14 protein-coding genes are annotated in these 14,101 nt (G+C 73.1%); 9 read left to right on the top strand and 5 right to left on the bottom strand.

The annotated features are described in order from the left end of the window. The first annotated feature begins 68 nt into the window (after window positions 1-68). The 7 genes from ACYSMR_RS08920 (at window position 69) to ACYSMR_RS08890 (ending at window position 6,884) form a co-directional block, all read left to right on the top strand. Entirely contained in the window at window positions 69-1,007 is a 939-nt protein-coding gene (locus ACYSMR_RS08920; protein ID WP_251333790.1) for an ABC transporter substrate-binding protein, read from the top strand. A gap of 370 nt (window positions 1,008-1,377) precedes the next feature. Beyond that, window positions 1,378-3,300 (top strand): amylosucrase, encoded by a 1,923-nt coding sequence (locus ACYSMR_RS08915; protein ID WP_309125073.1) that lies wholly within the window; start codon window positions 1,378-1,380, stop codon window positions 3,298-3,300. Between the two features lie 3 nt (window positions 3,301-3,303). Further along, on the top strand, window positions 3,304-3,621 hold the full coding sequence (locus ACYSMR_RS08910) for a DMT family transporter (RefSeq protein ID WP_251333789.1): 318 nt from the start codon (window positions 3,304-3,306) through the stop codon (window positions 3,619-3,621). Next, window positions 3,611-3,988 carry a DMT family transporter gene (locus ACYSMR_RS08905; RefSeq protein WP_461747982.1) on the top strand — a complete coding sequence of 126 codons (378 nt, stop codon included), beginning with the start codon at window positions 3,611-3,613 and terminating at the stop codon, window positions 3,986-3,988. Before ACYSMR_RS08910 ends, ACYSMR_RS08905 begins: the two co-directional genes overlap by 11 nt. Next, window positions 3,985-5,193 (top strand): MFS transporter, encoded by a 1,209-nt coding sequence (locus ACYSMR_RS08900; protein ID WP_461747981.1) that lies wholly within the window; start codon window positions 3,985-3,987, stop codon window positions 5,191-5,193. Before ACYSMR_RS08905 ends, ACYSMR_RS08900 begins: the two co-directional genes overlap by 4 nt. 423 nt (window positions 5,194-5,616) lie before the next feature. Beyond that, window positions 5,617-6,147: an SRPBCC family protein gene (locus ACYSMR_RS08895; protein ID WP_251333786.1), complete on the top strand. Its 531-nt coding sequence runs from the start codon at window positions 5,617-5,619 to the stop codon at window positions 6,145-6,147. A gap of 116 nt (window positions 6,148-6,263) precedes the next feature. Continuing rightward, the gene (locus ACYSMR_RS08890; RefSeq protein WP_461747980.1) at window positions 6,264-6,884 is read left to right on the top strand and encodes a superoxide dismutase; all 621 of its coding nucleotides are present in this window, start codon (window positions 6,264-6,266) and stop codon (window positions 6,882-6,884) included. Window positions 6,885-6,987: 103 nt separating this feature from the next. Here the strand turns inward: ACYSMR_RS08890 and ACYSMR_RS08885 are convergent, their stop codons facing one another. From ACYSMR_RS08885 to ACYSMR_RS08870, 4 genes are read right to left on the bottom strand one after another with little or no spacing between them, the layout of a single operon-like run. Next, a complete protein-coding gene (locus tag ACYSMR_RS08885) occupies window positions 6,988-7,476 on the bottom strand; it encodes a MaoC family dehydratase (RefSeq protein ID WP_309125076.1) in 489 nt (162 codons plus the stop codon). Window positions 7,477-7,534: 58 nt separating this feature from the next. After that, window positions 7,535-8,731 (bottom strand): acyl-CoA dehydrogenase family protein, encoded by a 1,197-nt coding sequence (locus ACYSMR_RS08880; RefSeq protein ID WP_461747979.1) that lies wholly within the window; start codon window positions 8,729-8,731, stop codon window positions 7,535-7,537. Next, window positions 8,728-9,621, bottom strand: coding sequence for an amidohydrolase family protein (locus ACYSMR_RS08875; RefSeq protein WP_461747978.1), 894 nt, complete (start codon window positions 9,619-9,621; stop codon window positions 8,728-8,730). Before ACYSMR_RS08875 ends, ACYSMR_RS08880 begins: the two co-directional genes overlap by 4 nt. A 9-nt stretch (window positions 9,622-9,630) precedes the next feature. Beyond that, window positions 9,631-10,587, bottom strand: coding sequence for an SDR family NAD(P)-dependent oxidoreductase (locus tag ACYSMR_RS08870; RefSeq protein WP_309125079.1), 957 nt, complete (start codon window positions 10,585-10,587; stop codon window positions 9,631-9,633). Window positions 10,588-10,768: 181 nt separating this feature from the next. On the opposite strand from ACYSMR_RS08870, the gene ACYSMR_RS08865 reads away from it, so the two are divergent. Continuing rightward, window positions 10,769-11,251 carry a MarR family winged helix-turn-helix transcriptional regulator gene (locus tag ACYSMR_RS08865; protein ID WP_461747977.1) on the top strand — a complete coding sequence of 161 codons (483 nt, stop codon included), beginning with the start codon at window positions 10,769-10,771 and terminating at the stop codon, window positions 11,249-11,251. Window positions 11,252-11,377: 126 nt separating this feature from the next. Continuing rightward, window positions 11,378-12,910, top strand: coding sequence for an o-succinylbenzoate--CoA ligase (gene menE, locus ACYSMR_RS08860; protein ID WP_461747976.1), 1,533 nt, complete (start codon window positions 11,378-11,380; stop codon window positions 12,908-12,910). A gap of 19 nt (window positions 12,911-12,929) precedes the next feature. Here the strand turns inward: menE and ACYSMR_RS08855 are convergent, their stop codons facing one another. Next, window positions 12,930-14,099: a cysteine desulfurase family protein gene (locus ACYSMR_RS08855; protein WP_461747975.1), complete on the bottom strand. Its 1,170-nt coding sequence runs from the start codon at window positions 14,097-14,099 to the stop codon at window positions 12,930-12,932. Window positions 14,100-14,101: the final 2 nt, after the last annotated feature.

Raw genomic sequence — 14,101 nt, 5'->3', positions numbered from 1 at the left:
GCTGGTCCCCGGCCCCGTCCGGCCCGCCCGCGCCCGACCCGCCCGCACCGACCGACAGGAGAACCACCATGACCCCTGCTCCCGCCTCCCGCCTGCGGCTCGCCGCGCCCGCCGTGCTCGCGGCCCTGCTGCTGGGCGTGACCGCCTGCGGCTCGAGCGGCGACCCCCTCGCCGGGGACGCCGGGACCACGGCGGCCTCCGGGGAGACCGTGACCGTGGGCTCCGCGGACTTCACCGAGAGCCAGATCGTGGCCGAGCTCTACGCCGGGGCGCTGGAGTCCGCCGGGATCGAGGCGGAGACGAGCCCCGGCATCGGCGCCCGCGAGGCGTACGTGGGGGCGGTCCAGGACGGGTCCGTGGACGTGGTCCCGGACTACTCCGGCAACCTGCTCCTCTTCGCCGACCCCGAGGCCACCGCGAGCTCCGCCGAGGAGATCGTGACCGCCCTGCCGGACGCGCTGCCCGAGGGCCTCACGGTGCTCGAGCCCGCCGAGGCGCAGAACAAGGACGCCATGGTCGTCACCCGGCAGACCGCGGACCGCTACGGGCTGACGAGCATCGTCGACATGGCCGAGGTCTGCGACCAGCTGGTGATCGGCGGCCCGCCCGAGTTCGCCGAGCGCGCCTACGGCCTGCCCGGCCTCGAGGAGAAGTACGGCTGCGTGCCGAGGTCCTTCGAGGCGATCAACGACGCCGCCGGGCCCCTGACCGTCCAGGCCCTCCTCGACGGGGACGTGCAGGTCGCGGACATCTTCACGACCACGCCGGCCATCGCCGACAACGACCTCGTGGTGCTGGAGGACCCGGAGAACCTCTTCATCGCCCAGCAGGTGCTCCCGCTGGCGGCCGAGGACCGGCTGTCCCCGGAGGCGGTGGAGGCCCTCGACGGGCTCTCCGCGAAGCTCACCACGGAGGACCTCACCGACCTCAACCGGAAGGTCGGCGGGGAGGAGCAGGCCAGCCCCGCCGACGCCGCACAGGAGTGGCTCTCCGCCAACGGGTACTGAGCCGGGGACGCACCCGGCGCGCTGCACAGCCTTGTCCACACGCCGTCCCCAGCCCCGGGCCCCCGGCGGTCCCCGCCTGACGTGGGGCGACAGGGAGCCGGGGCCGGTCCGCCGCCGGTTTCCCCACACCGTGTCCACACCTGTGGAGAACTCTGTGCACAGGTGTGAGGAGAGCGCGCCGGTCATCCGCTGAAATGGCGCGGGCACATCAGTATGCTGAGAGGCGGGCCACCCCCTCGCCGCAGCGGCCGGGGTGTGCCCGGAACCGATTCGTGGGCTCGGCGTCAAGGAGGATCTCGAGCTCGGAGACCGCCCCCTCCCCGGGGCGGACGACCGAGGGAGCAGTGTGCCGAACACCAGTCCGTCCGGGATGCCCGGGCTGTCACCGGAGAACCAGGCGCGCGTCATCACCGCGTGCGTGCGCCAGCGGATCCAGGGCCGCCGCGCACCGGGTCCCGGGTGGGAGGACTTCGCGCGCCGGTTCGACGCGCACTTCCCCCGGCTCACCCTCCTCTTCGCCGAGATCTACGGCAGGCGCGAGGACTTCCTGGACCAGCTCACGGAGCTGGCCCTGCTGCTGCTGCGCTCCTGGCAGGAGCGCCCGGAGGACCTCAAGGAGCTCGACGCCCGGCGCGAGCAGGACCCCGCGTGGTTCGGCTCGCGGCAGATGCTCGGCGGCGTCTGCTACGTGGACCGCTACGCCGGGAGCCTGCAGGGGATCCGCGACCGGATCCCGTACTTCCAGGAGCTCGGCCTGACGTACCTGCACCTCATGCCCCTGTTCGAGGCGCCCGAGGGCAACTCGGACGGCGGCTACGCCGTCTCCTCCTACCGCCGGGTGGACCCCCGGCTGGGCACCATGGAGGAGCTCGCCGAGCTGGGCCGGGAGCTGCGCCGCCACGGCATCAGCCTGGTCCTCGACTTCGTCTTCAACCACACCTCGAACGAGCACGAGTGGGCGCGGCGGGCGGCCGCCGGCGAGCGCGAGTACGAGGACTACTACTGGATCTTCCCGGACCGCACCGTGCCGGAGCAGTTCGAGCGCACCACCCGCGAGATCTTCCCCGACGACCACCCGGGCTCCTTCACACGGGTCCGGGCGCACGAGGACGACCCCCGCTGGGTGTGGAGCACCTTCTACTCGTTCCAGTGGGACCTCAACTACGCGAACCCGGCGGTCTTCCGCGCCATGGCGGCGGAGATGCTCTTCCTCGCCGCGCAGGGCGTCGAGGTGCTGCGGATGGACGCGGTCGCGTTCATCTGGAAGCAGCTGGGCACCCCCTGCGAGTCCCTCCCCCAGGCGCACGTGCTGCTGCGCGCGTTCAACGCCGTGTGCCGGATCGCCGCGCCGTCGGTGCTCTTCAAGTCCGAGGCCATCGTGCACCCGGACGAGGTCGCCCGCTACATCGAGCCCGGCCAGTGCCAGCTCTCCTACAACCCCCTGCAGATGGCCCTCACGTGGGAGGCGATGGCCACCCGCGAGCCGAAGCTGCTGGCGCAGGCGCTCGCGGAGCGCCACGCCCTGCCCCCGGGCACCGCGTGGGTGGACTACGTCCGCGGCCACGACGACATCGGCTGGACGTTCTCCGACGAGGACGCCGCCCGGCTCGGCGTCAACGGCCACGACCACCGCCGTTTCCTCAACGCCTTCTACACCGGCCGCTTCCCCGGCAGCTTCGCCGACGGCGTGCCGTTCCAGGAGAACCCGCGCACGGGCGACTGCCGGGTGTGCGGCACCACGGCCTCGCTGCTGGGCCTCGCCACGGAGCCCGGCCCCGCCGTGGACCGGATCCTGCTGGCCCACTCCGTGGCGATGAGCACCGGCGGGGTGCCCCTGCTCTACCTCGGCGACGAGGTCGGCCAGCTCAACGACCCGGCCTGGGACCAGGACCCCGCCCACGCCGGCGACGCCCGGTGGGTGCACCGCCCGCCCCGGCCGGTGCAGGACTACGAGCGCCGCCACGACCTCTTCTCGGTGCAGGGCCGGATCTTCGGCGGCATCCGCCGGATGGTCGAGGTCCGCCGGAACGCCCCCGAGTTCGACGGCAACGCGCTCGTGCCCTTCGACGCCCGCAACCCCCACGTGCTCGGCTACCAGCGCCCCGGCGTCAACACGGTGGTGCTGTGCCTGGCGAACTTCTCGGACTGGTCCCAGTTCGTCACGGGCGAGACCCTCTCCGGCTTCCTGCCCCAGGCGGTCGAGCTGCACGGCAACACCGAGCTCGACCTGCGCAACGGCGTGCTGCTCGACGCCCACGGGTTCCTGTGGGTCCGGGCCGTGCCGAAGAGCTGACCTGTGGGCGCGTGGATCGTGCTGGTGCTCTCCGGCGTGCTGGAGGCGGTGTGGGCCTCCGCCCTCGCCGCGTCCGAGGGCCTGCGCCGGCCCGTGCCCGTCGCGGTGTTCGCCGTGGCCGCGACCGCGAGCATGCTGGGCCTCGCCCACGCCATGACGTCCGTGCCCACCGGCACCGCGTACGCGGTGTGGGCCGGCATCGGGGGCGCCCTGACCGTCGCCTGGTCGATGCTGACCGGCCGGGAGTCCGCGACGCCCGCCAAGGTCCTCCTGGTGCTCGGCATCATCGGCTGCGTGATCGGGCTCAAGCTTGTCGGCTGACTCCTCCGCCGCGGGGGCCCGGCGCTCCCGGGCCTGGGCCCTGCTCGTGCTCAGCGGGATCCTGGAGGCGGTGTGGGCCACGGCCCTGGGCGCCTCCCAGGGCTTAGGCCGGCCGGGTCCGACCGTGGTGTTCGCCCTCGCGCTCGCCCTGAGCATGCTGACCCTGGGCCGGGCCGCCCGGACCATCCCCATGGGCACCGCCTACGCCGTGTGGACCGGCATCGGCGCGGTGCTGACCGTCGCGTGGGCCGTCGCCACGGGACAGGAGCAGCTGTCGCCGCTGAAGACCCTGTTCCTCGCCGGGATCGTCGCCTGCGTCGTGGGGCTGCGGGCCGCCGAGGGCCGGGCCCCCGAGGAGGGCCGGTGAGCCGGCCGGCGGGCACGGCGGCGCCCGGGCCCGGTCTCATGGTCGTGCTCGTCGCGACCATGGCGGTGGGCCCCCTGCTCAACCACAGTCTCTCGGCCATGGCCCCGCTGGTCATCGCCGACCTGGGGATCACGGAGGGCCAGTTCGGGCTGCTCGCGGCGGTGACCTTCTTCACCGCCGCCACCACGGCCGTGCGCACGGGGCGCTGGACGGACCGGCTGAGGGCCCGCACCCTGCTGGCCGTCATCTTCGGCGGGGCCGCCGCGTCGATGGTCCTCTCCGCCCTCGCCCCGGACTACGCGGTGCTGCTCGCGGCCATGGTCCTCTCCGGGCTCGGCCAGGTGATGGCCAACCCCGCCACCAACCGGCTCATCCGCCTGCACGTGCCCGCCACCCGGCGCGCGAGCTGGCTGGGGGTCAAGCAGGCCGGGGTGCAGGCCGCGCAGCTCGTGGCGGGCCTGAGCTTCCCCGTGCTCGGGCTGCTGCTCGGCTGGCGGGCCGCCGTCGTCGTGGCCGTGGTCCTCACCCTCGCCCTGCTCGTGCACGGGTGGGCCACGGTCCCGGACAACCACGGCGACCCGGGCGCGGCACGGGCACCCGCGCCCCGCCCCGGCCCGGTCCGGGCCCGGATGCCCGGCGTCGTCCACGCGTACGCCGCGGCCGCCGCGCTGATGGGGCTCGGGATGCAGGCGGGCAACGTGTACCTGCCCCTGTTCGCCCACCGGGCGCTCGGGTTCGACCTCGTCACCGCGGGGGCCACGGTGTCGGTCTCCGCGCTGCTGGGCATCGCCTCCCGCGTCCTGTGGGCCCGCGTCATGGACCGGCCCGGGACCGACGGCTTCCTGCTGCTCCTGCTCATGGCCCTGGGCGCGGCCGTGAGCGCCGTGCTGCTGCTGGCCGCGCCCCTGGTCCCCGGCTTCGCGTGGGCCGTGTGGCCCGCCGCGGTGCTGCACGGCGGGGCCGCGCTCGCGGTGAGCGTGGTGGTGATGTCCGGGGCGATGCGGGCGGTGCCCGCCGACCGGGTGGGAGCGTCCTCCGGGGTCGTGACCAGGGGCCTCTACGCCGGGTTCTGCAGCGGCCCCCTGGTCATGGGCGGTGTCGTCCAGCTCACCGGTTCCTTCGGCGCCGGCTGGGCCGTGGTGCTCGGCTGCTACCTGGGCTGCGCCGGGCTCTGCGTGCTCGCCCGGGCGCGGCCCCGGCGCTAGACGTCCCTCGTCCGGCGGACCGCCGACCGCCCTGTCGTCCCCGTTTCCGTGGACGGGCGGCGGCGTGCCCCCTCCGGGGCGGCGCCCGGGTGGTCCTACCCGCAGCTGCCCACAGCTTGTCCACAGCGCTCGTCCACAGGGTGGATAACCTGCACCGGTGGAATCGTGCCTCCGCCGGGGTGGCCGGCCCGGCGCGGGCCTGCCGCGGCGCGGCGCTAGCGGTCCCCGTCCGGCCGGCGGGGGCTTTTTTCACACGGTCGTCCACACCTGTGGACAACCTTCTCCACGGGATGTGCACGGAGCCGCTGTGCCCGGACCCGGCTCCTCGGTACAGTAGATGTGTGCACATGTGAACGCGCTGCCCGCCGTGTGCACCCCCGTGCTGCGCGGGCGCCGGACCGACGGGGAGCGACGGAGGATGCCATGGCCCAGGGTTCCGCGACGTTCCGCGTGGTCGGGAGCACGCTCGTGGCGGCCGAGGCCGGCCTGGTCGAGCGGTTCCTGCTGGACCCGGGGTGCTTCGCCGCGTGGCACCGCGGCGTGCGCGGAGAGGTGCGGGCCAGCACCCCGGTGCTCCAGACCGGTACGTGCCTGGAGTTCACCGGCCGCTACGGACCCCTCCGCTTCCCCTACGTGACCATCGTCTCCGAGCACGTCCCGGGCCGGAACGTCGCCATGCGCACCACCCGGGGACTGGTCGACCTGTTCGTGGACACCCGCTGGGACGCCACGGACGGCGGCACCCGGATCGAGACGGTCCTCGACGCCCGCTGCACCCAGTCCAAGGCGTGGCTGACCCCCGCCGTCGAGGCGACCTCGCGGCGCAACGTGCGGCGCAACCTCGAGACGCTCAAGCGGCTGCTGGAGACCGGGCAGTTCGAGTTCACGGTGCCGTCGGTGCTGACCCCGCACCCGCCGCGCTGCACGCAGGATCCGCCGCCCGAGTTCTTCTGAGGCCCCGCCGTCCCCGACCGGGCGGGCACCGTACGCTGGTGGCGGAACCTCCTTGACCCCCCGTCGCGGGCGGGACGAGGGTGGGACCACACGACAGCTATCGAAAGGACTCTCCTATGGCCGAGAAGTACACCCTTCCCGATCTCCCCTACGACTACGCCGCGCTGGAGCCGCACATCTCCGCCCGCATCATGGAGCTGCACCACGACAAGCACCACGCCACCTACGTGGCGGGCGCCAACACCGCCCTGGAGAAGATGGCGGAGGCCCGCGCCAACGGCGACGGCGCCGCGGCGGCCAAGCTGTCCAAGGACCTGCAGTTCAACCTGGGCGGGCACGTCAACCACTCGGTGTTCTGGCAGAACCTCTCCCCGGAGGGCGGCGACAAGCCCGAGGGCGAGCTGGCGGCCGCCATCGACGACCACTTCGGGTCCTTCGACGGCTTCCGCGGCCACTTCACCGCTGCGGCCACCACCATCCAGGGCTCGGGCTGGGCGATCCTCGCCTACGAGCCGATCGGCGGCAACCTGGTCATCGAGCAGATGTACGACCAGCAGAACGGCGTGCCGGTCGCCACGATCCCGCTGCTGCAGCTGGACATGTGGGAGCACGCCTTCTACCTCGACTACCAGAACGTCAAGGCCGACTACGTCAAGGCCTGGTGGAACATCGTCAACTGGGCCGACGTCCAGGCCCGCTTCGAGGCCGCGCGCGCCGGGGCCAAGTCGATCATCTGATCCCACCCGCACCGCCGGCGCGGACCGCGCCGGCAGCCGCGAGCAGGACCCCCGGACCGCACGGTCCGGGGGTCCTGTGCCGCTGCGGGACCGGGGCCCGCGCTCAGGCGTAGAAGCGGTTGAGGAACGTCGCGACGACCGCGGGCCGCTCCTCGCCCTCGATCTCGATCGTGCCGTCGGCCACCAGGTGCAGGCCGTTGCCCTTGACCTCCTGGACGTCGGTGATCGTGACCGTCATGCGGATCCGCGAGCCCACCCTGACCGGCGAGGTGAAGCGGACCTTGTCCAGGCCGTAGTTGACCTTGGTCCGCACGCCGGTGACGTCGAAGAGCTCGGACCACATGGGGATGAGCAGGGACAGCGTCAGGAAGCCGTGGGCGATCGGGGCGCCGAAGGGGCCCTCCTTGGCCCGCTCCGGGTCGACGTGGATCCACTGGTGGTCGTCGGTGGCCTCGGCGAAGGTGTTCACCTGCTCCTGGGTGATCTCCCGCCAGGCGGAGTGGCCGAGGTTGGTGCCGATAAGGTCCTTGACCTGGTCGAGGGCGACGACGGTCTGCGGCTGGGTCTGTGCGGCGGGCTGGGGCTGGGTCATGGGATGTCCTTGCGTGGTGTCGTGTCGGGCCGTGGTGCGGATGGTGGTGCGGAGCGGCTCAGGCGAACGCGCTGCGTCCGGTGAGCGAGCGGCCGACCACGAGCGCGTTGATCTCGTGGGTGCCCTCGTAGGAGTAGACGGACTCGGCGTCGGCGTGGAAGCGCGCGACGTCGTGGGCCAGGGTGATGCCGTTGCCCCCGGCGAGCTCGCGGGCCAGGGCGACGGTCTCGCGCATGCGCAGGCTGATCCACATCTTCGCCAGGGCGGAGTCCTCGTCCCGGTAGACGCCCTGCTGCTGCTGCTCGGCCAGGCCGGCGACCATGGCCAGCGACGCCGTGACGTTGCCGAGCATGCGGGCCAGCTTCTCCTGGACCAGCTGGAAGCTGCCGAGGGAGCGCCCGAACTGCTCCCGCTCCCGCACGTAGCGCAGGGCGGCCTCGTAGGCGCCGGCCTGGACGCCGGTGGCGATCCACGCGACGTCCGAGCGCATGGCGCGCAGCATCGCGGCGACGTCCTTGAAGGAGTTCACCCGGCCCAGCCGCATGGACTCGGGCACCCGGGCGCCGTCGAGGTGGATGTCGGCGTTCTGCATCATGCGCAGGGAGGTCTTGCCGCGGATCTTCTCCAGCCGCACGCCGGGGGCCTGCCGATCCACGAGGAAGCCCTTGACCTGCCCGTCGGCCTCGTCGCGGGCGAAGACGGCCAGGAGGTCCGCGGTGAAGGCGCCCCCGATCCAGCGCTTCGCGCCGGTGAGCACCCACTGGTCGCCCTCGCGCCGGGCCGTGGTGGCCAGGCCGCCGGCGATGTCGGAGCCGTGGTCGGGCTCGGTCAGGCAGAACACGCCGGTCATCTCGAAGGCCGTGATCCTCGGGTCCCACTGCGCGAACTGCTCGGGCGTGGCCCCCACGCGGCAGGCCGTGCGGAACAGCCCGGCCTGGGCGGTGTAGAACGTGGCGACGGAGGCGTCCGTGCGGGCGAGCTCGAAGGTCCGGAACCCGTGGTAGAGCGAGCGGGGGGTTCCGCCGCCGGCGGTGAGCTCGGGCGGGGCCATGAGGTCCAGGGCGCGCAGCGACGGGGCGATCTGGTCGGGGAACTCGCCGGCCTCCCAGTACTCGGCCAGCAGCGGGCGGACTTCGTCCTCGAGCACGCGGCGCAGCCGGTGCAGCGGCGCCTTCTCCGCCTCGGTCAGCCGGTTCTCGACCCCGTAGGGGTCGCAGTCCGCGTAGAGGCGGGTCCGCCCGGGCTGTGCGCTCACGACGCGGCTCCGTCCAGGCCCAGCAGGCGCACCGCGTTGTCCTTGAGGATCTTCGGGCGGACCTCGTCCTTGAAGGACTGCTGCTCGAAGGCGCCCAGCCACTTCTGCGGGGTGATCAGCGGGTAGTCGGTGCCGAAGAGGACCTTGTCCTGGAGCATCGCGTTGGAGGCCTTCACCAGGGACTCCGGGAAGTACTTGGGCGACCAGCCGGAGAGGTCGATCCACACGTTGGCCTTGTGCGTGGCGATGGAGTTGGCCTCCTCCTGCCACGGCACCGAGGGGTGGGCCATGATCACCTGCAGCTCGGGGAAGTCCGCGGCCACCGCGTCCAGCAGCAGCGGGTTGGAGTAGGCCAGCTTGATCCCGTAGCCGCCGGGCAGGCCCGCGCCCATGCCGTTCTGCCCGGTGTGGAACAGCGCCGGCACGCCGAGGGCCTGGATCGCCTCGTAGAGGGGGTAGAAGCGCTGGTCCGAGGGATCGAAGCCCTGCAGGGAGGGGTGGAACTTGAAGCCCTTCACCCCGTGGTGCTCCACGAGCTTCTTCGCCCGCTCCACCGCCGCGGCACCCTGGTGCGGGTCCACGGAGCCGAAGGGGATGAGCACGTCGTTGTTGCGCGCGGCCCCTTCGGCGATCTCCTCGATGGAGTTGGGCGCATGCCCCAGGGCGGTGGTGGCGTCCACGGTGAACACCACGGCGGCCATGTTCCACTGCCGGTAGCGCTCCGCGACGGTGTCCAGGGACGGGGAGCGGTCCTCCGCCTTGAAGTACTTGGCGGACGCCTCGGTCAGCGCCGCCGGCAGCGACGGGTGCCCGTGGCCGTCGCACTCGATGTGCACGTGCATGTCGATGGCGTCCAGGGACGCCAGATCCAGTCCGTACTCGTAGGCCATGGCGGGGTCCTACGCCTGCTTCGCCGGGGCTGAGGGCTGCAGCTCGGCCGGCAGCGGGGGCAACGTCTCCCCGACCGGCTGGAGGTGGCCGGCGACGATCGCCGGGAGCTGCTCGCGCAGGGCCTCGAAGGTCCAGCCGCCGTCGCGGTACTCGGTGACCACGGGCCGGGGGTGGCTGAAGACCTGGAGGCGGTCCCCGCCGGCGCCGATGGCCTGGCCGGTGATCCCGGCGGCGTCGTCGGAGGCGAGGTAGGCGACCAGCCCGGCGACGTCGGCGGCGGTGCCGAAGCCCAGCTCCTTGCGGAAGAACGCGGGCATGGGCTCCCCGGCCCGGTCGGCCTCGACGGCGGAGGCGAAGTAGGGGATGGTCTCGGTCATGGCGGTGGCGGCCACGGGGACGACGACGTTGGCGGTGACACCGGCCTTCCTCATCTCCAGGGCCCAGGTGCGGACCATGCCCACGATGCCGGCCTTGGCGGCGGCGTAGTTGGTCTGCCCGAAGTTGCCGTACTGGCCGGTGGGGGAACCGATGGTGATGATGCGCCCGGCCACGCCGTTGTCCTTGAAGTACCGGTAGGCCTCGCGCACGCAGGTGAAGGTGCCCCGCAGGTGCACCTGGATCACCAGGTCGAAGTCCTCGTCGGTCATCTTCAGCAGGGACTTGTCGCGCAGCACCCCGGCGTTGGTGACCAGGACGTCCAGGCGCCCGAACGCCTCCACGGCGCCGGCGACCAGGGCGGTGGCGGTCTCGGTGGTGCCCACCGGGGCCACCACGGCCACGGCGCGCCCGCCGGCCCCGGTGATGGAGGCCACCGCGGCCTCGGCGGTCTGCTGGTCCACGTCGTTGATCACCACGGCCGCGCCCTGGCGGGCGAGCTCCTGGGCGTAGGCCAGGCCGAGGCCCTGGCCGGAGCCGGTGACGACGGCGACCTTGCCGGTCAGCGGTGCGGTGCTGTTGTCGGTCATGGGAGGAACTCCTCGTGCTCGGGTCCGGGGGGCCGCCGTGCGTGACGCCGGTCACCGCTGTGGGGTCCCGACCATTCCACCGCCGTTAGTTGAAAATGTCAACAGTTAAGAAGTTCCATCTATGCTGGTGTCGTCCCCTCCTATCCTGGAGACCCATCGCCCCCGCCGGAGGACCGCCGCCATGACCGCACAGCCGCCCGCCTTCACCGCCCGGGACGACTCTCCCCCCGGCAGCATCGAGCGCCTGGCGAGGACCGACCTGGCCGGCGAGTCGTTCTTCCTCATGGCCCGGCTCGCCTCGACGGGCTCCGCCGCGGCGAACCGCGCGCTCGCGGACCTGGGGCTCAAGGTGCGCCACTACTCCGTGCTGGCGCTGGCCTGCAGCGGGGAGGAGCCCACCCAGCGGGAGCTCAGCCAGTTCCTCGTGCTGGACCCGAGCCAGATCGTCTCCATCATCGACGAGCTCGAGCAGCGGGGCGCCGTCGAGCGCCGCACCGACCCCCGGGACCGCCGCTCGAAGATCGTGGCGCCCACGGGGGCGGGCCGGGAGCTCTACGCCGAGGCCCAGGGGCTCGTGGCGGCCGCCGCAGCCGAGTCGCTCGACGGGCTCTCCGTGGCCGAGCGCCAGGACCTGCTCCGCCTCCTGCAGAAGGCGGCCCTCTAGTCCACGGGGCCCGGAGAAACCCTCCGCCGCCCCTGGACAACGTGATGCACCTCTCACTAGTCTGACCCCACCAATAATAGATTTTTTCAACTATTGGTATGGACGAGTGCCCCAGGAGGCGACCGCATGCGCAATCAGGGACTGGGATCGTGGCTGACCCGCCGGCTGGAGAAGTCGGGCCCGAAGACGGCCGTGGTCCACGGGGAGCGCGCCCTCACCTACGCCGAGCTGCACGACCGGACCCACCGGCTGGCGGGTGCGCTGTCCGCCCACGGCGTGCGTCCCGGCGACCGCGTGGCGGTCCTCGGGGAGAACAGCCCCGAGTTCCTCCAGGTCCTGTTCGCGGCGGGCGCGCTCGGGGCGGTGCTCGTCCCGCTCAACACCCGCCTGGCCGCCCCGGAGATCCGCTACCAGCTCGAGGACGCGGGCGTGTCGGTGCTGATCCACGACGCGGCCCTCACGGGTCTGGCCGAGCCGGCCGCCCGGGGCCTCCCGCGGCTCACCCGCTGGGTCGTCGCCGAGGAGACCGCCGGCGAGGAGACCGCCGGCGAGGTCCCCACGCTCGCGTCGGTGGCCGACGCGGCGCAGCCCTGGACGCAGGACGTCCCCGTGGCGCTCGACGACCTCGCCCTCATCCTCTACACCTCGGGCACGACCGGCCGCCCCAAGGGAGCCTGCCTCACGCACGGCAACTTCACGTGGAACTGCTTCAACGTCCTGGTCGACTACGACCTGGCCTCCACCGACGTGTCGCTCATGATCTCCCCGATGTTCCACGTCGCCTCGCTCGGGATGGGGGTGCTGCCCGCGCTGCTCAAGGGCGCCACGCTCGTGCTCGAGTCGAAGTTCGAGCCGGGCCGCGTGCTGCAGCTCGTCGAGCAGCACCGGGTCACCTCGCTCTCCGGCGTGCCCACGACCTTCCAGCTGCTGTGCGAGCACCCGGCGTGGGAGTCGACGGACCTCTCCTCGCTCACCAAGCTCTCGTGCGGCGGCTCGGCCGTGCCCCTGCGGGTCCTCGAGGCCTACGAGAGCCGCGGGCTGGCGTTCACCATGAACTACGGGATGACCGAGACGGCCCCCGGCGCCACCCACCTGCCCGCGGCGAAGTCGCGGGAGAAGGCGGGCTCCTCCGGGCTGCCGCACTTCTTCACCGACGTGAGGATCGCCGATCCCGCGGGGGCGCCGGTGGGCCCGGGTGAGCAGGGCGAGATCCTCGTCTCCGGGCCCAACGTGATCACGGAGTACTGGAACCGCCCCGACGCCGCCGGCTCCTTCGAGGGGGAGTGGTTCCACTCCGGGGACATGGGCTACCTGGACGAGGACGGCTACCTGTTCGTCTCCGACCGGATCAAGGACATGATCATCTCCGGCGGGGAGAACATCTACCCCGCGGAGGTCGAGGCGGCGATCCTCGAGCTGCCGGCCGTCGCGGCCGTCGCGGTCATCGGCGTGGCCGACGAGAAGTGGGGCGAGGTCCCGCACGCCGTCGTCGTCCCGCGGGAGGGGCACGAGCTCACCGCGGAGCAGGTCCAGGAGCACCTCGCGGGCCGGCTGGCCCGCTACAAGATCCCGAAGACGCTGAGCCTCGTGGCCGAGATGCCCCGGACCGCGTCCGGCAAGATCCGCAAGAACGTCCTGCGCGAGCAGGCCGCCCGCTGACCGGGAGCGGACCGGCGGGTCAGCCCGGGGCCGGGGAGAGCCGTTCGACGACGTCCCGGGTCGCCGCCACGACGGCGTCCACCTGCTCCGGCGCGAGGTCGGCGCCGAGGGTGAACCGCACGGCCGTGGTGGCGACCTCGGGCGGGTACCCCATGGCGGTGAGCACGTGGGAGGGCTCGGTGCCCCCGGCGGCGCAGGCCGAGCCGGAGGAGACGAGCAGCCCGCGGGCCTCCAGGTCCACCAGGACCGACTCCCCGTTGACGCCGGGGAAGCAGAACGAGGCGTGGCCCGGCAGCCGTGCCGCCGGGTGCCGCCGCGGATCGGGACCGGTCAGCACGGCCGAGGGCACGGCGGCGAGGATCCCGGCGATCAGCCGGTCCCGCACGGCGCAGAGCCGGGCGGCCTTGGCGGGCCGCTCCTCGGCGGCGAGCCGCAGCGCCACGGCGAGGCCGACCGCCCCCGCCACGTCTGAGGTCCCGGAGCGCCGGCCGCGCTCGTGCCCGCCGCCGCTGAGCAGCGGCCGCAGCGGCGTGCCGCGGCGCAGGTAGAGCGCGCCGGTGCCCTTGGGCGCCCCGATCTTGTGCCCGGCGACGCTCAGCGCCGCCACGTCGAGCGCGTGTACGTCCAGCTCCAGCGACCCGGCCGCCTGGACCGCATCCGTATGGAACGGGACCTGCCGCGCCCGAGCCACCGCAGCCAGCTCGGCGATCGCCTGGACCGCACCCGTCTCGTTGTTCGCATGCATCACGGATACCACCGCCGTGTCCGCGCGGACAGCCCCGGCGAGCTCCGCCGGGTCCACCAGGCCCTCGGAGGAGACGCCCAGCTCGGTGAGCCCGAAGCCGTCCCAGCGGGCCAGGTCCCGGGCGGAGCCGAGGACCGCGGAGTGCTCGATCGCGCTCGTCACGACGTGCGTGCGCCCCGGGTCGCGGTCGCGCCGGCCCAGGGCGATGCCCTTGACCGCGAGATTGTCGGCCTCCGTGCCGCCGGAGGTGAAGACCACCTCGGCCGGCCGGCAGCCGAGCACCTCCGCGACCGTCGCGCGGGCCGCGTCCAGCCCGGCCAGGGCCCGGCGGCCGGCCTCGTGGTGGCTCGACGCGTTGCCGTACGTCCCGGTCAGGTACGGCCACATGGCCTCGAGCACCTCCCGTCGCACGGGGGTGGTCGCGGCGTGGTCCAGGTACAGCACGG

This window comes from Kocuria sp. U4B, assembly GCF_054875615.1.
This window is presented reverse-complemented; position numbering and strand designations above follow the sequence as displayed.

Excerpts from the sequence above, each read along its gene's own strand:
- ACYSMR_RS08875 (WP_461747978.1), bottom strand. The coding sequence starts at position 9,621 with ATGGCCTACGAGTACGGACTGGATCTGGCGTCCCTGGACGCCATCGAC.
- ACYSMR_RS08890 (WP_461747980.1), top strand. The coding sequence starts at position 6,264 with ATGGCCGAGAAGTACACCCTTCCCGATCTCCCCTACGACTACGCCGCG.
- ACYSMR_RS08915 (WP_309125073.1), top strand. The coding sequence starts at position 1,378 with ATGCCCGGGCTGTCACCGGAGAACCAGGCGCGCGTCATCACCGCGTGC.
- ACYSMR_RS08870 (WP_309125079.1), bottom strand. The coding sequence starts at position 10,587 with ATGACCGACAACAGCACCGCACCGCTGACCGGCAAGGTCGCCGTCGTC.
- ACYSMR_RS08920 (WP_251333790.1), top strand. The coding sequence starts at position 69 with ATGACCCCTGCTCCCGCCTCCCGCCTGCGGCTCGCCGCGCCCGCCGTG.
- menE (WP_461747976.1), top strand. The coding sequence starts at position 11,378 with ATGCGCAATCAGGGACTGGGATCGTGGCTGACCCGCCGGCTGGAGAAG.
- ACYSMR_RS08895 (WP_251333786.1), top strand. The coding sequence starts at position 5,617 with ATGGCCCAGGGTTCCGCGACGTTCCGCGTGGTCGGGAGCACGCTCGTG.
- ACYSMR_RS08865 (WP_461747977.1), top strand. The coding sequence starts at position 10,769 with ATGACCGCACAGCCGCCCGCCTTCACCGCCCGGGACGACTCTCCCCCC.
- ACYSMR_RS08885 (WP_309125076.1), bottom strand. The coding sequence starts at position 7,476 with ATGACCCAGCCCCAGCCCGCCGCACAGACCCAGCCGCAGACCGTCGTC.